Genomic DNA, 19,412 nt, shown 5'->3' with positions numbered 1-19,412 from the left:
GGAACGGCCCGGAGCAGCCCGCGTGGCCGGGCTTCCGGTCGGCGCGCCGGTGGCTCACGCGGGAAAGGTATCCGAATCCCGGACCTCCCCCGCACGGGGCGGTGCGGCCGCGGTCCGGCCCCGGGCGTCCCGCCGCGCGTGCGCGGGGCTCCGGGGCGGCCGGGTCAGGAAAGGTCGGCCGCGGTGCCGTGCCGCGCCCGGTCGGGGCGTCCCGCCGCGCTGGCCGCGGCCGGGCGGGGCCACCGCTGGGGGACGAGCGCCCGCCGCTCGGGGTCCACGGCGAGCACCCGGTCGGCGCGGGCGGCCACCGCGCGGTCGTGGGTGGCCACGACGAGGGCCGTGCCGTGCGCCGCGCGCAGCCCGTCCAGCAGGTCGAGGACGCCCCGGGCGGTCGCGGCGTCCAGGGCCGAGGTGATCTCGTCGGCCAGGACCACGTCGGGGTCGGCGGCCAGCGCCCGCGCGATTGCGACGCGCTGGCGCTGGCCGCCGGAGAGCCGGCCGGGGCGGCGGCGCGCCGCCTCCGCGGGCAGGCCGACGTCCTCCAGCAGGCGCGCCGCGGCCGCGGCGGCCTCGGCGGGCGGCATCCCGCGCAGCAGGCGCGCGGTCCGCGCCAGCGCGGTCGCCGCCCGGTGCGCGGGGTTGAGCGCGCCCGCCGGGTCCTGCCCGACGAACTGCACCGCGCGCAGCAGCGCGCGGTCCCGCTCGCGCACCCGGGGCGGCGCCTCCCGGCCGTTCACCTCGACCGTTCCCGAGCGCGGCGGGTGGAGTCCGGCCAGGGCGCGCAGCAGGGTGGACTTGCCGCTGCCGGAGGGGCCGAGGACGGCCACGAACTCCCCCTCCCCCACCTCCAGGTCCGCCCCGTCCAGCAGCACCCGCCCGCCCGGCACGTCCAGGGTCAGGCCGCGCGCCGCGAGGACGGCGCGCCGCCCGGGACGCCGCGCCGGGGCGGCGGGGGCGGGACGGCGCGCGGTCCGCCGCGGGCCGACCTCGACCACGTCGTCGGCGACCCGTTCGACGAAGGAGCGGTCGTGGGAGACGACGAGGGCGGCCGCGCCCGGGTCGGCGCGCCGCCGCTCCAGCAGGGCGGCCACCAGTTCCACCGTCGCCGGGTCCAGTCCGCTGGTCGGCTCGTCCAGGACGAGCAGCGGGGGCGCGCCCACGGCCGCGCGGGCCAGCGCGACCCGCTGGGCCTGGCCGCCGGACAGCTCGTGCGGGCGGCGGTGGCGCAGCCCGGGCTCCAGGCCGAGGTCCTCCAGCACGCGGGCGACCGCCCGGTCGCGTTCGCCGCCGCGCAGGCCGGGGCAGCCCTCGGCGACCAGGGCCGCGACCGTGCGCAGGGGGTGCAGGTCGCCGACCGGGTCCTGGCCGAGCCACCCGACGGTGCTCCTGCGCCAGCGGCGCGCGGCCCGCCCGTAAGGCACCGGGCGGCCGTTCCACAGCGTCGTGCCGCCGACCCGGCGCAGCCCGGGGGCGAGCGCGTCCAGCGCGGCCAGCACCGCGCTGGTCTTGCCGCCGCCCGACTCGCCCACCACGGCGACGACCCGCCCCGCGGGGGCGCGCAGGTCCAGCGGTCCGACGATCCGCCGTCCCCGCGCGTCGGCCACCTCGATCCCGCGGGCCAGCAGCCCCGTCCCGTCCCCGGTGGTCATTCCGCCCTCCCGTCGTGCCGCGCGGCCGCCTGGACCGTCAGTGCCAGTGCCACGGTCACCAGTCCCAGCGCCGCCGCGGGGGCGGCGACCGCCGCCGGGTTGGCCGCGACACCGGGCATGTTCTCCCGCAGCATCAGCGCCCAGTCGGGGGCGGGCGGGGACGCCCCGAAGCCCAGCAGGCCCAGCGCCGAGGCGACCTGCACCGCGATGACCAGGCGCAGCCCCAGGTCGGCGGCGACCAGTCCGCGCACGGCGGGCAGCACCTCGCGCACGAGCACGGCGGCGGGGCGCTCCCCCCGCGTCCACGCCGCCTCGACGTAGCCCGCGTGGCGGACGCCGCGGACGGCGTCGCGGACCACGCGCAGCGTCAGGGGCGCGCCTCCGCAGACGGTCGCCGCCACGACCGCGGCCCGGCCCGGGACGGCGACGGCGACGACCAGGGCCAGCAGCAGGGAGGGGACGGCCAGCAGCAGATCGGCCGCACCGGTCAGCACCCGGTCCGCGAGCCGCCCGCCCCAGCCCGCGGCCAGTCCCCCGGCCACCCCCACCGCTGAGGCGGCCAGCGCGGCCGCGGCCGCGGTGGCGACGAGGTCGCGTCCGCCTGCGAGCACCCGCGACCACACGTCGCGGCCCAGGCCGTCGGCGCCGAACGGGTGGCCGGGCCCGGGGGCCTGCCAGGCCGCGGCCACGACGGCGGTCGGGTCGTGCGGGGCGAGCAGCGGGCCGCCGACCGCTGCGCCCAGCAGTGCCGCCGCCACCGCGGCGGCCGCCGCGCCTCTCACCGCGCCTCCCGGGGCGCTCCGCCGCGGCGGGGGTCCACCGCCGCGGCGACGAGGTCGGCGGCGAGCAGTCCGGCGAGGACGACCAGCGCGGCCAGCATCGCGACGGCCTGGACGACCGGGACGTCGCGGGTGGCTACCGCGGAGACCAGCAGCGATCCCAGGCCGGGGTAGCCGAACAGCGTCTCCACGACCGTGGTGGCGGCGACGAGCCCCCCGGCGCTGACCGCCACCACGCGCACGAACGGGGCCAGCACGAACGGCAGCACGTCGACGCAGGCCACGGCCCAGGCGGGGCGGCCCCGGCGGCGCGCGTCGGCGACGTGCGGCCGGCGCAGGGCGTCGGCCACCGCCCCCGACAGCAGACCCGCGCCGAACAGCGCCGTGGGCAGCGCCACCGACAGCACCGGCAGCACCAGCAGCTCGGGGCTGTCCAGCGGGGAGGCCCCCGGTGCCAGGAGCGAGACCGCGGGCAGCAGTCCCAGGGTTCCCGACAGCAGCGCGGCCAGGCCGCTGGCGGCCACGGCCGTCGGGACCGCCGCGGCCCCGGTGAGGACGGCGGTGGCCGCCGCCCGGACGCGCCGGGCCGCCCCGGCCCACCAGCCCAGGGCCAGCATGAGGGGGGCCGCCACCGCCAGCGCGCCGGCGACGAGCGCGGCGGTCGCCGCGGCCCGCTGGGCGACGGCGTCGGCGACGGGCCGCCCGTTGACCAGTGAGGTCCCCGCGTCGCCGGTGAGCAGGCCGCCGACCCAGTCGGCGTAGCGCCGCCAGGCCGGACGGTCCAGGCCGAGCTGCGCGCGCAGCTCGGCGACCTGCTCCTCGGTGGCCCCGGGGGCGGCGCGCGTCCACGCGGCGTCCCCGGGCAGCACGTCGGTGGCCGCGAACACCGCGATCGAGGCCGCGGCGAGGAGCAGGCCCGTGCGCGCGGCGGCCAGCGCCGCGGCACGGGCCGCGCCGCCCCCGGAGGAGGGGGAGGGGGCGGCGGCCTTCACGGTGTCCGGCATCAGCCGCCCACGCCGGCCTGGTCGATGAACAGCCGGTGGAAGCCGGGGCCGGTGGGCAGGCCGCTCACCGCCTCCGTGGCGAGGTCGAGCCCGTCGCCGGTGCCCCACACCACGTAGCCGCCCTCGTCGGCGAGGCGCTGCTGCAGGCCGGCGAGGCGGTCGCGGCGCTCGTCGGCGTCGGCGGTGGCCAGCGCCTCGGCGAAGTCGGCGTCCCACTCCTCGTCGTTCCACCCGGTCTCGTTGATGGGGCCGTCGGAGACCAGCGCCATCCGGGCGAAGTCGACGAACCCGCTGCCTCCCAGGCTGTTGAGGTAGAACGGCTCGACGTTCCACACCTCGGCCCAGTAGGTGTCGGGCGGGACCACCTCGACCTGGACGTCGACGCCGGCCTCCTGGAGCTGCTCGGCGACCAGCACCGCGGCCTCCTCCATGCCGGGGTAGGAGTTGGTGGTGTGCAGGGTGAGGGAGAGCCCGTCGCCGTGCCCGGCGTCGGCGAGCAGCTCGCGCGCCCGCTCCACGTCGCGGTCGACCGGGGCGGCGTCGGGCGCGGAGGGGTCGGCGGGGCTGACGATGTCGGCGCCGACCTGCCCGTGGCCGAGGAAGACCGTCTCCACCAGCTGCTCGCGGTCCACGGCGAGTTTGACGGCCTCGCGGACGCCGGGGTCGTCGAAGGGCTCGCTGCCCAGGTCCATGACGAGGGGGTAGTTCACCGCCGCGGGCCGGTGCACCACCTGCAGTCCGCCGGTGCCGCCGTGCTCGCCCGCGGCGGCCGGGCTGACGCTGCCCGCGACGTCGGCCTGCCCGGAGGCCACCGCCGCGGCGCGGGCGGCCGGGTCGGCCATGGCGATGATCTCCAGGCGGTCGACCCGGGGCTCGGGCCCCCACCAGTCGTCGTTGCGTTCCAGTACGGCGGTGGTGTCGTCGCCGTCGCCGAGCACGAACGGCCCGGAGCCGACGGCGGGCTCGGTGAGGTCGTCGCTGCCCTCGGGGACGACGAAGGTCAGCGCCGCCAGGGCGGCGCCCACCTCGGCGTAGGGCTGGACGGTGGCCAGTTCCAGTCCGTGCTCGCCGGTGACGGTGGAGGCGTCCAGGTCGAACATCGACAGCCGCCCGTTGTTCTCCGCCCCCTTGCCCTGGATGCGGCGCAGGGAGAACAGCACGTCGGCGGCGGTGACGGGGCTGCCGTCGGAGAAGACCGCGTCGTCGCGCAGGTCGATCCGCCAGCGGGTGAGGTCGCCGTCGACCGGCTCCCAGGACTCGGCGAGCCGGGGCTGGATCTCCCCGTGCTCGTCGGGGACGGTGAGCACGTCGTAGAGCATGGCGAAGCGCAGGTAGTCGGCTTCGTTGGCGACCCTGCCGTGCGGGTCGTGGGTCGTGGCCGCCGGGGAGCCGACCGCCGCGTAGCGCAGGGTCGCCGTCTCCTCGGCGGGGGCGGCCTCGTTCGCGCATCCGGCCGCGGCCAGGGTGATGGCGCACGCCGCGGCGAGAACGGATCGCAGTCTCATCTGGTTCGGTGTCCTTTCGGGAGGGAGGCGGCCGCAGGCCGCGGGGTCAGGCGGGGTCGGTCACGCGCAGCGCGCCGGAGGGGCACAGGTCGGCGGCCAGCAGCGCGCGGTCGCGGGCGGGGCCGTCGGCGTCGGCGCGCCGCAGGACGACCAGTCCGTCGTCGCCCTGGTCGAACAGGTCGGGGGCCACGCGGGCGCACTGCCCGGCTCCCGCGCACACCCCGGTGTCGGCGCGCAGCCGCAGCGGCCGCGCGGGGTCGGGGCTCACCACCGGACCGGCACCTCCTCCAGGCCGAAGATGGCGGAGGCGGACCTGGTCGGCAGCTCCTCGACCGGGACGGCGAGCCGCAGCGTCGGCACCCGGTCGAACAGGACGCGCAGCGCGACCTCCAGTTCCAGGCGCCCCAGGTTCTGGCCGACGCACTGGTGGGGGCCGTAGCCGAACGCCACGTGGTGGCGTTCGGGGCGGGTGATGTCGAGGGTGTCGGGGCGGTCGAAGGCCCGCGGGTCGCGGTTGGCGGCGGCGAGCAGCGCGATGAAGCCGTCGCCGGCGGGGATCGTCGCCCCGTCCAGTTCGATGTCGTCGGCGGCCACGCGCAGCGGGATGACGTCGGCGACCGACAGGTGGCGCAGCAGCTCCTCCACGGCGTCGGGCCACCTGTGGGGTTCGGAGCGCAGCAGCTCCAGCTGGTCGGGGTGGCGCAGCAGGGCGAGCGCGGCCAGCGGGATCATGTTGCGGGAGGTCTCGTGCCCGGCGTTGAGGGTGATCCCGATCTGCGACAGCAGCGACTGCCGGGAGATCTCCCCCCGGGCCAGCGGTCCGGTGACCAGGCGGCTGATGAGGTCGTCGCGCGGGTCGGCGGCCTTGGCGTCGACGAGCTTGTCCAGCAGGCCGAACAGTCCGGCGAGCGCGGCCCTGACCTCCTCGGCGGTGCTGGAGCGGCTGCCGGAGACCGAGGTGACGCGCCGGAAGAACTCCAGGTCCTCGGTGGGCACGCCGAGCAGGCGGCAGATCACCGTGGTGGAGACGCGGTTGGCGTAGTCGCCGACGAGGTCGGCGGGGCGCGGCCGGGAGAGCAGGTGGCGCACCTGCTCCTCGCAGATCTCCTCGACGGCGGGGCGCAGTTCGCGGACGCGCTTGACGGTGAACTCGCCGATGAGCATGCGGCGGACGCGGGTGTGCTCGGGCGGGTCCATCCGGATGAACGGCCGCAGTTCGGCGGCCACCGCCTGCTCGCCGTCGCCGAGCGCGGGGAACGCCGGGTGGCGGGCGTCGGAGCTGGCGGCGGGGTGCGCCAGCGCGGCGCGCACGTCGGCGTGCCGGGTCACCAGCCACGCCTCCTTGCCGCCGGGGATCGCGGCCCGGGTCAGCGGCCGCGCCTCCCGCAGGTCGGCGTAGCCGTCGGGCGGGGCGAAGGGGCAGGAGCGGGCGATGGGGAAGACGACGGCGGAGTTCTCCTCCGGTGCGGCGGAGTCCGGCGGTGGGGTCATGGCGGGATGCCTCAGCTTTCTCTGTCTCGGGGTGAGGACGTGCGGGTCAGGTGCTCGCGGCGGCGGTCAGCCGCCAGCCGAGCGCCTTCTGCCTGGCGTGCAGGAACTCGGCGTAGCGGCCGTTCGCGGCGGCCAGCTCGCCGGGGGCGCCCTGCTCCGCGACGCGGCCGCCGTCGAGGAAGACGATCCGGTCGGCGGCGCGGACGGTCGCCATGCGGTGCGCGATGACGATGACGGTGCGTTCGCGGGCCAGTTCGGTGACGGCGGCGGAGACGACGGCCTCGTTCTCCGCGTCCAGGGCGGCGGTGGCCTCGTCCAGGACGACGACGGGGGCGTCCTTGAGCAGCGCGCGGGCGATGGAGACGCGCTGCTTCTGCCCGCCCGACAGCGCGGTGCCGCCCTCGCCGACGCGGGTGTCCCACCCGTCGGGCAGTTCGGCGACGACGCGGTCCAGTCCGGACAGGCGGGCGACGCGCTCCAGTTCGGCGCCGTCGGCGCCGGGGCGGGCCAGGCGGATGTTGTCGGCGATGGTGGCGTCGAACAGGTAGACGTCCTGGAACACCATGGCGACGTGGCGCGACAGTTCCTCGCTGCCGATGTCGCGGACGTCGACGCCGCCGATCCGCACGGCGCCGCCGGTGGCGTCGTGGAAGCGGGCCAGGAGGCGGGCCGCGGTGGTCTTGCCCGCCCCCGACGGCCCCACCAGCGCGGTCACCGACCCCTCGGGGACGTGGAACGACACGTCGGACAGGGCCTGGGTGCCGTCGTCGTGGCGGAAGCTGACGGAGTCGAACTCCACGTCGAAGCGTTCGGGGCGGCGCGGGCGGTCCGGTTCGGGCAGCGGCTCGGCGGCCAGCACCTCGTTGATGCGGCGCAGGCCGGTCTCGGCCATGCGCAGCGCCCCGCCGAGTTCGGCCGCGCCGGCCACCGCGTGGGCGCAGCGGGCGACCGGCACGAGCAGCGCCACCAGCAGCGGTGCGGGGGTCTGGGCGTCGAGCGCGAGCAGGACGGCCACGGCCAGCAGCGCGCCGAAAGCCAGGCGGGCCAGGAAGCCGAACGCGAACATGGCGGGGACGGCGCGCAGGAGCAGGCGGCGCACGGCGGCGTGCTCGCCGCGCAGGGACTCCTCCAAGGCCGCGTGCCCCTGGTCGAGGCGGCCGAAGGCACGCAGCACCGGCTGGGCGCGGGCGTACTCCAGCACCCGCCCGGCGGCTTCGTCGGCGGCGGCGTCGCGGGCGGCGTCGTTGCGCGCCACGGCCGCGTTGCTGCGGCGGAACGCCGCCCACAGCGGCAGGGCGGCGACGGCGGCGGCCGCCGCGAGCCGCCAGTCGAACACGGCCAGGCCGACCAGTGCCACGGCGGGGGTGATGACCGCGTCCGACAGCGGCGGCAGGATGTGCACCGGCACCTGCATGGTGCGCGAGACCCCGTCGGTGGCGATCCGGTTCAGCTCGCCGAGGCGGGCCCCGGTGAACCAGCCCAGCGGCAGGCGCGCCACGTGGTCGCCGATGCGGCGGTGCAGTCCCCGGGAGATGCTGCCGCCGAGGGTGAAGTTCAGGTAGAGGCTGACCGACCGCAGCACCGCGTAGCCGGCGGTGACGGCGAGCAGGGCCGCCAGCCACGGCAGCGCGGCCTCGGGGCCGGGGCCCAGCAGGGCCGCGAACACCGGCACCAGCAGGGCCAGCAGCACGCCCTGGAGCGCGGAGACGGCCGCGGTGAGCAGCAGGCGGTTGCGGACCGGCCGGGCGTGGTCGGGTCCGAGTGCGTCGAGGAACGCGCGGATCACCGGGGGGCTCCTTCCCTGGGGGCGGGGGTCTGCTGGGCGCGCCACAGGGCGGCGTAGCGTCCTTCCCGCTCCAGCAGTTCGGCGTGGGTGCCGGTCTCGACGATCCGGCCGCCGTCCATGACGGCGATCCGGTCCGCGCCGGTGACGGTGGCCAGGCGGTGGGCGACCACCAGGACGGTGCGGCCCCGGGCGAGCGTGCTGAGCGCGTCCTGGACGGCGGCCTCCGCCACCGGGTCGCTGGCCGCGGTGGCCTCGTCCAGCACGAGCACGGGGGTGTCGGCGAGCAGCGCCCGGGCGACGCAGACGCGCTGGACCTCTCCCCCCGATAGGTGGGCGTCCTCGCCGACGACCGAGTCGTAGCCGCGGGGCAGGCGTTCGACGCGGTCGGCGACGCGGGCCGCGCGGGCCGCCGCCTCGATCTCGGCGCGCGAGGCGGACGGGCGGCCCAGGGCGATGTTGTCGGCGATCGACCCGCGCAGCAGCCGGGCGTCCTGGAAGACGAAGCCCACGGTGCGGTAGAGCGCGTCGGCGGGCATGTCGCGGACGTCGGCGCCGCCGACGCGGACGGCGCCGCCGGTGACGTCGTGGAAGCGGGCCGGGAGGGTGGCCAGGGTGGTCTTGCCCGCCCCGGAGGGACCGACCAGGGCGGTGACCGTTCCGGGTTCCAGTACCAGGTCGACGCCGTGGAGGACCTCGGCGGCCTCGCCGCCGTCCTCAGCGGGGTAGGAGAAGCGCACGTCGTCGAAGACCACGCGCGCCCCGTCGGGCCGGGCCGTGCCCTGCCGGGCGAGCACGGGTGCGTGCAGGAGCGCGTGGACGCGGCGGGCCGCCGCGGCCGCGGCCTGGATCTGCTGGACCCGCGAGCCGATGACGTTCATCGGCGCGCACAGCGCCGGGGCGAGGAGCGCGCACGCCGCGACGTCCAGCGGCCGGCTCCAGCCCAGCGCGGCGCTCGCGGTTCCCGCGGCGGTGACCGCGACGGTCGCCATCACCGGGGACAGCACCAGGAAGGAGGCGACCGACGGCGCCATCGTGGAGCGGGACCAGTCGGTGAAGAACGCGGCGAAGCGGTCGGCGGCGCGGACGTAGCGCTCGTGGGCGCGGCGGTGGCCGCCGAAGTGCTTGACCACGGCGATGCCGTCGATGAACTCCACCGCCCCGGTGTTGATGTCGTTCATGGCGGCCGCGTACTCGGCCATCTTGCGCATCGACCCCGACATGGCGCGGGCGAACAGCGCCGTCCCGGCCGCGGCCAGGGCGGCCGCGACCAGGGCGAGCCGCCAGTCCACGGCGAACAGGTAGACCAGGGCCACGACCGGTGCGGTGAGCACGGCGGCCAGGTCGGGCAGCGTGTGCGCCACCAGCGAGTGCACCTCGCCGATGTCGTCGTGCAGGGCCTTCTTCACCCGGCCCGACCCGCGCGCGGTGAACCAGCCGAGCGGGACCCGGGCCAGGCGGGCGGCCAGGGCGAGCCGGACGCCCAACTGCATGTCGTTGTCGGCGAGGTGGCCGACCAGGGTGGAGGCGTATCCGGCGGCCAGGGCGGCGACGGCCGCGGCGAGGGCGAGGGCGACCAGCGTCCAGGCGCGGCCCGCGTCGACGGCCCCGCCGTCCAGGAGGGTGCGGCCGAGTTCGACCACGACCACGAGCGGCAGCAGGCCCAGCGCGCTGGCGGCGGCCTGCAGGGCCACCGCCGCCCCGATGCGGCCCCTGACGCCGGCGAGCAGCGCGGCCAGCGGTCCCGGCTCCCGGCGGGATCCGGGGGGCGGGTCCGCCGCGCCTGCGGGGGGCGCCGTGTCGGCGTTCCGGGTCATTTGACCAGCACCCCGATCTCGGGTGTGGCCTCGCGTCCGGCCTGCACGAGGCGTTTGGCGGTCATCCCCGCCTCCTCGGCGAGCTGGGGGATGCCGAAGGTCTCCCAGTCGTACTCGTCGGTGACGGTGCGCACGAGTTCGCCGCCGCGGTGGACCCGCCACTCGGTGCGCCAGCGCATGACGTCCGCGCCCGCGGGCTCGCCCGCGATCCACCACTCGTAGACCTGCTCGCCCACGGTCTCGCGGACCATCCGGGTGGGGGGGATGCTGCGGGGCGTCTCCACTCCCATGAGCTCGACGACGATCGGCCCGCCCGGGGGCAGCCGGTCGGCCAGGCGGCGCCACAGGTCGGCGCGTTCGGCGCGGGTGAGGTGCCCGGCGACCCCGAAGATGACCGCCGCGGAGATCGTGTCGGGCAGCGGCATGGTCTGCGCCGGATCGGGCAGCACGGTGACGCGCCGGCGCAGGTCGGGGTCGCCGAAGACGCGGCTGGTGAGGATCGCCCGCATGGTGGGGGACGGCTCGGCGGAGACGATGCGCGCCGACGGCAGGGTCTGGGCGATGGTCGCGGTGACGAGCCCGGTGCCCGCCCCGATGTCGACGACGGGGCCGTGGCCGGTGTCGAGCCCGGCCAGGGCGGCCCGCAGCGCGGGGCCGCTGGAGGCCAGGTGGCGGTGGCCGACGAGGTCGAAGAACTCGGCGGCCGGGGAGTAGTAGTCGATCACGGGGGTGCTCTCTTCCTTCCGCGGGTCGGTCGGGTCAGGGCGTGCTCGGCCACGGCCCCTGGGCAACCAGTGCCGGGTCGATCCGGCGCAGCAGCGCGCGGACCACCTCGCCTCTGCGGGCCGCCAGGTAGAAGTGGCCTCCGGGGAACTCCTGGACGTCGACGCGCCCGGTGGTGGCGGTGTCCCAGCGCCGGGCCGAGGCGGCGTCGACCTCGGGGTCGCGGTCGCCGACGAACACGCTGACCGGGCAGTCCAGCGGCGGTCCGGCCAGCGGGCGGTAGCGTTCGATCAGCCGGTAGTCGCTGCGGACGTAGCCGAGGACGGCGGCGCGCAGCCCGGGGTCGTCGAGGATCTCGCGTTCGGTGCCGCCGAGGCGGACGAGTTCGGCGACCAGGGCGTCGTCGTCGGCCTGGTGGACCCGTCCGCCGGGCGCGTCGGCGGGGGCGCGGCGCCCCGAGGCGAACAGCCGCGTCGGCCCGGCGTGCCCGCGTCCGCGCAGCTCGCGGGCGAGCTCGTAGCCGACGGCCGACCCCATGCTGTGGCCGAAGACCGCGTAGGGCCGGTCCAGCAGGGGTTCCAGCCCGTCGGCGGCCGCGGCCACGAGGGCGGACATGTCGTCGACGGGCGGGTCGGTGAACCGGTCCTCGCGGCCGGGGTACTGCACGCACAGCAGGTCCACGCCGGTGGGCAGCAGCGCGGCCCAGGAGCGGTAGGCGTTGGCTCCTCCGCCGGCGTGGGGCAGGCAGATCAGGCGCATCCGGGCGTGCGCGGCGGGTCGGAAGCGGCGCAGCCAGGGGTGGGGCGAGGTCGCGGCGGTCATCGTGGTCCTGTCTGGGCGGAGGGGGCACTCGGGCTGGGGCCGCAGACGTCGGCGGCGCGCAGCGGGCGCGGGGGCGCGGGGCGGATGATCTCGGGCCGGCCGAGCCGGGCGGTGACGTCGTGCCACATGCGGCACACCGACAGGTCGTACTGGCCGCGGGCCAGGGGGTCGGCGCGGGCGGCGATGTCGGCGGCGAGTCCGCGCAGCGCCCGGGCGATCGCCTCCGGCCAGGTGTGGTCGAACACGCCGCGGAAGGGGCGCGGCGCGGTGCCGTCGAGCACCGTGGTGCTGGGCTCGTCCAGGTGCGCGGTGCCCTCCCCGTCGGTGGTCAGCCGCCGGTGGGCGTCGCGCGGCACGTGCAGCCGAGGGCTCCACAGCACGGGGCCGTGGGTGTCTGCGAGGGTGAGCACCCCGCCCTCCGCGCCGACGGCCAGGCGGTGCCAGAGCAGGGCGTGGTTGTCGCCGTCGGCCGGGTCGAGCTGGTTCTGCACCCGCAGCACCACCGGCACACCGCCGACCACCCCGTGCAGCACCCGGTAGGGCTGGGGGGAGTGCGCGAGCGCGGCCACGGCCTCCTCCTGGGGGTGGGGGCCGGCGAACGCCCACGGCCGGACGCCGCCCAGCGCGCGGCCGAGCACGTCGAGCAGGGGGTAGAGCACCTGGATCGCGGAGGCGGCGTCGACGAACAGCGGGCGCCCGTGTCCGCGCAGCGCCTCGGCGGCCCGCAGGAACCGGGTGATCGGGGCGACGTGCCGGTAGAAGGGGTTGAGGTGGTAGACGCGGCCCGCGGCGCGGGCCGCGCGCAGGGTCTGCGCCAGTTCGTCGTGGTGGACGGGGTGCTCCTGGAGGACGTGGACGCCCCTGGCCAGCAGCGCGCGGGCCAGTTCGCTGCCCGGCCCGCCGGAGACGGCCGCGCCGACGACGACGCAGGCGACGTCGACGTCGTCGGGCACCTCGGCGACCGAGGTGTACAGCGGCACGCCCTGGGCGCGCGCGTAGTCGCGGGAGTAGTCGCCGCCCCTGGCGAGGATGCCGACCAGTTCGAACTCCCCGTCCATGGCCCGCACGGCCCGGACGTAGCAGCGGCCGAACCCGGTGCCGCAGACGATGGTGCGCAGCGGGCGGACGGGGCGGGCGGCGGCCGTCACAGCGCCCCCTCCTCGACCCCGGCCGCGGTCCCGTCCGCCGCGGCTCCGTCCAGCAGGTGCAGCGTGCCCGCGTCGGCGTCGTCGAACAGCAGGCGCACGGTGGTCCGCGGGTCCAGGACGTCGCAGGCGTAGTGGAGGCCCGGGGGAACCGCGCCGCGCAGCACCTCGTGCGCGGCCACCGCGGCGACGCGGCCGCTCAGGCGGTAGCTGTCGGCGGTGCGGACGACGAGGCAGCGTTCGCGCACCTTCCCCTCCACCCGTTCGGTCAGTTGGAAGACCAGCAGGTAGTAGGGGGTGCGTCCGGCCAGGTCGAGGTCTGCTGCGGCGCGCAGCCGGGCAGCGGTCGCCCCGTCGGCGCCGTCGGGGCGGCCGGCCGCCCCGGTCAGCACCGCGCGGGTCCGCGGCCCCGGGTGGACGGTGTGCCACTGCACCTCCCGCAGGCCGAGCGCGGCGGCGAGCCGTTCGGCCTCGCCGGTCAGGAACGGCTGGACGAACGCCTCCTCGGGGAAGAAGGGGGCGCGGACGCCGTCGCGGGCCTGCAGGGCGCGGGGCACGCGCCGCCCCGCGCGCCAGACGGCCAGGGGCTCGCCGAAGACGGCGGCCTGGCGCGCGCTTCCGGGCAGCGACAGCAGCAGGTCGGCCGCCGCGGCCTCGGTGCACCGCTCCAGGCCGCCGGTGTAGGCGACGACGCGCTCCAGGCGGCCCCGCGCCGCCCAGCGGGGCAGCAGCGCGGACAGGCCCGGCAGCACCCCCGCCGACAGCACGGCGGTGCGCCGCCCGGCGAGGCCGTCCCGGCTGAGCCGGGCGTGCACCGGGGCGTCGCCGGTGACGTCGACGTAGTCGGCGCCGGCGGCCAGCGCCGCCCGGGCCACCCGGTCCACGATCCGGTAGGAGGGGCCGGCGCAGTTGACCACGACGGCGCAGCCGGAGCAGAAGTCCGCCAGCGCCGCGGCGTCGTCGAGGTCGACGGGGCGGGCCTCGGCCCCCGCGCCGAGTTCGGCGGCCAGGGCGCGCAGCGGGGCCGCGCGGCGCCCGCCCAGCCGCAGCCGGGTGCGGCCCAGGCCGCGCAGGGCGCGCGCGGCCTGGGCTCCGACGGCTCCGGAGGCGCCGACGAGGCCGACCAGAGGCTGGTCCGCGTCGGTCATCGGATGACGTCCCCTCCGGTGATCTCGGCGAGCAGCTTCACGATGCCCGGGGCGTAGGGCACCGACAGGCAGCTGAAGTGGTCCCCGGGCACGTCGACGATCCGCAGCTCGCCCAGGACCAGCCGCTCCCAGTAGTCGGTGACGCTCTCCTTGTTGCCGGGGAAGGGGTAGGAGCCGCTGTGCCGCAGGAACGTGACGTCGCCCGCGTAGGGCTGCGGCTCGTAGCGGGAGATCGCGAAGACGCTCTGGCGGAAGATGCGGAACAGGTTGTGCAGCGCCTCCGGCTCGTAGGTGCCCGCCGACGGCGGGACCGCCGCGCACATCCGCTCGACGCGGACCTCGCGCGGCACGTCCGCCAGCGCGCGGAAGCACGCGGCGACGTCGGCGTACTCGCCCCCCAGGCGTCCGATCGCGCCGTCGGGCAGCAGGCCGGGGGTCTGCTCCAGCAGCGCGTCGGAGGCCGCCGAGACGCGGTTCTCGTCGGCGGGGAAGCCGACCGCGGCCGGGTCGATGCCCATCATGACCGCGAACGCGTACTCGGAGATCAGCTCGTCGTCGAGGCGGAACGGGGGCCGGTGGGTGCTGATCGCGGTGAGGGAGGCGACCTCGGCTCCGGCCTCGGTGAGGGTGCGCGCCACCTCCGTGGCGATCAGTCCGCCCAGGCAGTAGCCGACGACGTGGAACCGGCGCACGCCCCGCTCCAGCAGGGCGTGCGCGTAGTCGGCGGCCCAGCGGGTGATGACGGTGCCCGGGTCGGCGTCGAGGAACGCGGCCACGTCGGGCAGTTCCAGTCCGGCCAGCGTGGCCGCGCCGCCCGCCCGGCGGCGGATCTCGGTGATCAGCGCGCGGTAGGGGACGAGCGTGCCGGTGCCGGCGTGGACCAGCGCGGTGACCGGTTCGCCGCCGGAGCCGTTGAGCGCCACGTAGGGGGTGGCCGCGGCGGCGGGGGCCTGGACGGCCGCGCCGGAGCGGTCGCGCAGGTAGGCGGCGAGGCCGGAGACGGTGGGGCGGCGCAGCATGTGCCGCAGCACGACCTCCCACTCGATGCCCTCGGCGTCGGGCACCGCCTCCCCCAGGCGGCCGACCATGCGGGCCACCAGCAGCGAGTCGCCGCCGAGCGCGAAGAAGTCGTCGTCGCGTCCGACGTGCTCGCGTTCCAGGAGTTCGGCCCAGAGCGCGGCCAGGGAGCGCTCCAGGTCGTCGGCGGGTTCGGCGGAGACGGTGGCCACGGTGGCGGCGTCCTCGCGCGGCAGGCGGGCCGCCAGCGCGGAGCGGTTCACCTTGCCGTTGGCGGTCAGCGGCAGCGCGTCGAGGATCTGCCAGTGGGCGGGCACCATGGGGTCGGGCAGCCGCTCGGCGGTGTGGCGGGCCAGTTCGCCCGCGGTCACCGCAACGCGGTCGTCCTTGAGGCGGACCAGGTGGAGGGTCTGCCCGGTGCGGGCGAGGCGGTCGTCGGCGTCGGGCAGGACCGCGGCCGGGTGCGCGTCCGCCTCGGCGTACAGGTCCTCCCACTGTCCGCGGGTGAGGAACGTCTGGTCGGCCTCGGCCCGCACGTCCCGGTGGCCGCCGTCCAGCCCGTCCAGGAACTCCATGGACACCAGCAGCGGCGGGTTGTGCTCGCGCGTGGTCTCGATGGACACCAGGTGCCCGCCCGGGGTGAGCAGTTCCCTGATCCGGCGCAGCGCCGCCGCGGCGTCGACGGCGTTGTGCAGGACGTTGGCGGCGACGACGACGTCGAAGGAGTTGGGCGCGTAGCCCTGCTCCGCGGTGTCGCGGTTGAGGTCGAACAGGCCGTAGGAGATCCAGGGGAAGTCCGCGAACTGCTCGCGCGCCTCGGTGAGGAAGAACGGGGAGATGTCGGTGAACCGGTACTCGACGTGGTGCCCGGCCAGGGCCGGGACCGCCGCGGCGGTGGTGCCGCCGACGCCCGCGCCGATCTCCAGGACCCGCAGCGGCTCCTCCCCCCGGTGGGCCCCGGCGATCGCGCGCAGCGCCGCCGCGGCCGCCGCGTTGAGGTGGCGGATGGCGAGGTTGTCGCGGTAGGCGGCGCCCGCGGTGTCCAGTTCCGCTCCGGGGAACAGCAGGGTGCGCACGTCGAGGTCTGCGGCGACCAGTTCGGGCAGCCGGTCGGCGCAGGCGCGCATGTACTCCAGCACCTCGGTGCCGTAGTCGACGCCGCGCTCCAGTTCCGCGACCCGCTCCCAGGCGTTCCGGTACTCCTCCTCGGAGACCGGGCGCAGCCCCGACAGCGTGCCCGCCTCCTCGCGCAGCCGTCCGGCGCGCACGAGCGCGTCCAGCCAGCGGCCGACCAGGCGGTGGTGGCGCCGGTCGGCGCGCAGCGCGGCGAGGACGGCGGCGCGGTCGCAGGCGGCGCCGGGGGAGGCGAACAGGCCCGCGCCGGTGAGGGTGCGGGTGACGGCGGCCAGCGCCACCTCGTCCATGGCGTCCAGGAGCGCGGTGAGGCCGTCGCGGTCGAGGCCGGCCGTGGCGCGCCGCACGGCGTCGCGGGCGGCGTCGGCGGCCTCGGCGGTGGCGCGGCCGTCCGGTCCGGTGCCGTCGCGGCGGGCGGTCTCGACGAACGCCGCGAGCCTGCGGGAGTCGCGTTCCCCCACGGCGACGACCGCGGCGGCGGCGACGGCCGGGTGCGTCTGCAGCGCGGCCTCGATCTCGGCCAGCTCGACCCGGTGGCCGCGGATCTTGACCTGGGAGTCCTCGCGGCCGAGGAACTCGATGTCGCCGCTCGGCCGGTAGCGTCCCATGTCGCCGGTGCGGTAGAGGCGCTCCCCGGTGGCCGGGTGGGTCACGAACCGCTCGGCGGTGCGGGCCTCGTCGCCCAGGTAGCCCAGGGCCACGCCCGCTCCGCCGATGTACAGTTCGCCGGGCACCCAGTCGGGGCGGTCGCGCATCGCCCCGTCCAGGACGTGGAAGGTCTGGTTGGTGAGCGGACGTCCGTAGGGGATGCTCGGCCAGTCGGGGTCGACCCGCTCGACCGGGTGGTGGATGGACCAGATGGCCGCCTCGGTCGCACCGCCGAGGCTGACGACGGACAGTCCGGGCACGCGGGCGCGGACGCGGTCGGGCAGGGCGACCGGAATCCAGTCCCCCGACAGCAGGGCCACGCGCAGCGAGGGCAGCTCGACCGTCCGGTCGGCGTCCAGGTAGTCGCAGAGCATCTGCATCTGCGCGGGCACCGAGTTCCACAGCGTCACCCCGTGCTCGGCGGCCAGTTCGGCCCAGTGCGAGGGGTCCCCCCTGCGTTCGGCGTCGGGCAGCACGACGGCGCCGCCCGCGCCGAGCAGGCCGAAGACGTCGTAGACCGACAGGTCGAAGCCGAGGGAGGCCAGTCCCAGGACGCGGTCCTCGGCGGTGACCGCGAAGCGCCGGTTGACGTCGTCGACGGTGTTGCGGGCCGCGCGGTGGGAGACCATCACCCCCTTGGGGGTGCCGGTGGAGCCGGAGGTGTAGATCACGTAGGCGAGGTCGTCGGGGTCGGCGGCGCGCGGCGGGAGCTGCGCGGGCGGCTCGGCGGCGGGGACGAGGTCGACGGCGACGGGGTCGGTGTGCGCGCCCCAGTCGGCCGCGGCGGCCAGCCACGACTGGGTGAGGACGCAGCGCACCCCGGCGTCGTCGAGGATGGCGTTGCGGCGCGCGGCCGGCTGGGCGACGTCGACGGGCACGTAGGCGGCCCCGGCGAGCAGCACGGCGCAGACGGCGACGACCTGCTCGACGCCCTTGTCCATGGCGACGGCGACCCGGTCGCCGGGGCGGCAGCCCCGTTCGGCGAGCACCGCGGCGAGGGCCGCGGCCCGGCCCCACAGCGCTCCGTGGCCGAGCGCGCCCTGGGAGGTGATCACAGCCGGGGCGTGGGGGGTGCGCAGCGCGGCGGCCAGCGCCTCCTCGTGCAGCAGCCCCTCGGGCAGCGGGCCCGCGGTGGCGTTGGCGCGGGCGCGCCGGCGCGCCTGGTGCTCGGGGAGGCGGACCGGGTCGGCGGCGTCCCACGGCCCGTCGGAGGCGGCCAGGTCGCGCAGGAGCGCGACGTAGGCGGCGAAGGCGTCGTCGGCCACCCCGTCGGGCAGGACCCCGTCGCGCACGTCCCAGCGGACGGCGAGGCCGCCGCCGGTCTCGGTGACCTGGCAGTCCAGCCACACCTGGGGGGTCTGGCTGAGGCCGTGGACCTCGTGGTCGGCCCACGAGCCGCCCTCGGCGCCCGCCGCGGCGCCGAGGGCGCCGGTGAAGACGACCGGCATGAGCACGGCCGCCTCGTCGCGGCGGCGCGACAGCTCGGCCAGCAGCTCCACACCGGAGTACAGGGAGTGGTCGAGGTCCTCGACCAGCCGCGCCTGCCGGGTGCGGGCGCGTTCGGTGAAGGTCGCCCCGTCGCCGGCGCGCACGGCGAGCAGGGTGACGGTGGTGAAGTCGCCGACGATCCGGTCGACGTCGGGGTGCAGGGGCAGTCTGCGCGCCGCGGGGAGGTTGAGGGTGAAGTCGGGGCGGCGGCTCCACCGGGCGACCGTCTCGGCGTAGGCGGCCAGCGCCACGGAGGAGGGGGTGACGCCGCGGGCCGCGGCCCGGGCGCGTAGCTCCTCCCACTCGGCCGGGGAGAGCGCGGCCGAGCGCCGGGTGAAGCGGGGCGGGGCGTCGGCGGCGCGGTCCGCCAGCGGCAGTTCCGGGGCGGGAGGGAGGTCGTCGATCCGCTCCATCCAGTAGGCCCGGTCGCGGTGGTAGCGCGCCCCCTCCTTGAGGGCGCGCTGGGCCAGCACGTAGTCGCGGAAGGTCGCGCCGATCGCGGGGAGTTCGCGGCCGGGGTCGGCGTACAGCGCGGCGAGCTCGTCCAGCAGCAGCCGCACGCTCGCGTAGTCGGCGACGAGCAGGTCGGCCGACAGGTGCAGGACCGAGCGGTCGTCCCCGCGGGTGTGGTGCAGGCGCACCAGCGGCCAGGCCGCGGGGTCGGGGACCAGGTCGCGCAGCCGCTCCCGGGTGTGGCGGGCGCGCGCCCCGACGTCGCCGCCGCGCGCGTCGGTGACGGTCAGCGAGGGCTGGGGGGCCTCGGCCAGGACCCGCTGGTGGCCTTCGGCCGACACGACCGCGCGCAGCATGTCGTGCCGCCGCACCAGGGCGTCCCAGGCCCGGCGCAGCCGGTCGGGGTCGAGGGGCGGCAGCTCCAGTTCGGCGTAGGCGTGGCAGGCCACCCCGCCGTAGTCGTAGGCCGTCCCCCGGCCGACGAGGTAGGCGCCCTGGACGTCGGTGAGGGGGAAGGGGTCGTGGCGCCGGGCGGGGTCGGGGGTCAGCGACGGGGCCTCCTCGGCCCGCAGCAGGGCCACGACCTCGTCGCGGCGGGCGCGCAGCAGTGCGCGGCGCTGGTCGGTCAGTGTTCCGGCGGGGGCGCGGTAGCGCAGCCGGCCGCCGTCCTCCCACAGGTGGACGCCTTCGGCGCGCAGTTGTTCCAGCAGGGTCGCAACGGGCTCGAAGGGCCCCTGGGCGGCATTCACGTGTTCTCGTCTCTTCCTGTCGACGTCGCCGACCGGGCGGGTCGGGAGGGGCTGGGG

Annotated in this window: 13 protein-coding genes; all 13 read right to left on the bottom strand. The window is 77.3% G+C overall.

Going from position 1 to position 19,412, the window contains the following annotated elements:
• Positions 1-164: 164 nt before the first annotated feature.
• Genes FOF52_RS04780 through FOF52_RS04720 form a run of 13 tightly spaced genes read right to left on the bottom strand, consistent with a single transcriptional unit; the run spans position 165 to position 19,355 of the window.
• Positions 165-1,649, bottom strand: coding sequence for an ABC transporter ATP-binding protein (locus FOF52_RS04780; RefSeq protein ID WP_248592616.1), 1,485 nt, complete (start codon positions 1,647-1,649; stop codon positions 165-167).
• Positions 1,646-2,431, bottom strand: coding sequence for an ABC transporter permease subunit (locus tag FOF52_RS04775; RefSeq protein WP_282573861.1), 786 nt, complete (start codon positions 2,429-2,431; stop codon positions 1,646-1,648). The genes FOF52_RS04780 and FOF52_RS04775 overlap by 4 nt, the downstream gene beginning before the upstream one ends.
• Entirely contained in the window at positions 2,428-3,432 is a 1,005-nt protein-coding gene (locus FOF52_RS21870) for an ABC transporter permease (protein WP_282573860.1), read from the bottom strand. The genes FOF52_RS04775 and FOF52_RS21870 overlap by 4 nt, the downstream gene beginning before the upstream one ends.
• Positions 3,432-4,937 carry an ABC transporter substrate-binding protein gene (locus tag FOF52_RS04765; RefSeq protein WP_248592615.1) on the bottom strand — a complete coding sequence of 502 codons (1,506 nt, stop codon included), beginning with the start codon at positions 4,935-4,937 and terminating at the stop codon, positions 3,432-3,434. Before FOF52_RS04765 ends, FOF52_RS21870 begins: the two co-directional genes overlap by 1 nt.
• Positions 4,938-4,983: 46 nt before the next feature.
• Positions 4,984-5,205, bottom strand: coding sequence for a ferredoxin (locus FOF52_RS04760; protein ID WP_248592614.1), 222 nt, complete (start codon positions 5,203-5,205; stop codon positions 4,984-4,986).
• On the bottom strand, positions 5,202-6,428 hold the full coding sequence (locus FOF52_RS04755; protein ID WP_248592613.1) for a cytochrome P450: 1,227 nt from the start codon (positions 6,426-6,428) through the stop codon (positions 5,202-5,204). The genes FOF52_RS04760 and FOF52_RS04755 overlap by 4 nt, the downstream gene beginning before the upstream one ends.
• 46 nt (positions 6,429-6,474) lie before the next feature.
• On the bottom strand, positions 6,475-8,214 hold the full coding sequence (locus FOF52_RS04750; protein WP_248592612.1) for an ABC transporter ATP-binding protein: 1,740 nt from the start codon (positions 8,212-8,214) through the stop codon (positions 6,475-6,477).
• Positions 8,211-10,028 carry an ABC transporter ATP-binding protein gene (locus FOF52_RS04745; RefSeq protein WP_248592611.1) on the bottom strand — a complete coding sequence of 606 codons (1,818 nt, stop codon included), beginning with the start codon at positions 10,026-10,028 and terminating at the stop codon, positions 8,211-8,213. Before FOF52_RS04745 ends, FOF52_RS04750 begins: the two co-directional genes overlap by 4 nt.
• A complete protein-coding gene (locus FOF52_RS04740; RefSeq protein WP_248592610.1) occupies positions 10,025-10,753 on the bottom strand; it encodes a class I SAM-dependent methyltransferase in 729 nt (242 codons plus the stop codon). The genes FOF52_RS04745 and FOF52_RS04740 overlap by 4 nt, the downstream gene beginning before the upstream one ends.
• 34 nt (positions 10,754-10,787) lie before the next feature.
• Entirely contained in the window at positions 10,788-11,573 is a 786-nt protein-coding gene (locus FOF52_RS04735; RefSeq protein ID WP_248592609.1) for a thioesterase II family protein, read from the bottom strand.
• Positions 11,570-12,721, bottom strand: a complete 1,152-nt coding sequence (locus FOF52_RS04730) for a Gfo/Idh/MocA family oxidoreductase (protein WP_248592608.1) — start codon at positions 12,719-12,721, stop codon at positions 11,570-11,572. Before FOF52_RS04730 ends, FOF52_RS04735 begins: the two co-directional genes overlap by 4 nt.
• Positions 12,718-13,866, bottom strand: a complete 1,149-nt coding sequence (locus FOF52_RS04725; protein ID WP_248592607.1) for a saccharopine dehydrogenase NADP-binding domain-containing protein — start codon at positions 13,864-13,866, stop codon at positions 12,718-12,720. Before FOF52_RS04725 ends, FOF52_RS04730 begins: the two co-directional genes overlap by 4 nt.
• A complete protein-coding gene (locus tag FOF52_RS04720; protein ID WP_248592606.1) occupies positions 13,863-19,355 on the bottom strand; it encodes a non-ribosomal peptide synthetase in 5,493 nt (1,830 codons plus the stop codon). The genes FOF52_RS04725 and FOF52_RS04720 overlap by 4 nt, the downstream gene beginning before the upstream one ends.
• Positions 19,356-19,412: the final 57 nt, after the last annotated feature.

The sequence above is a fragment of the Thermobifida alba genome, from assembly GCF_023208015.1.
Taxonomy (GTDB): Bacteria; Actinomycetota; Actinomycetes; order Streptosporangiales; family Streptosporangiaceae; genus Thermobifida; species Thermobifida alba.
This window is presented reverse-complemented; position numbering and strand designations above follow the sequence as displayed.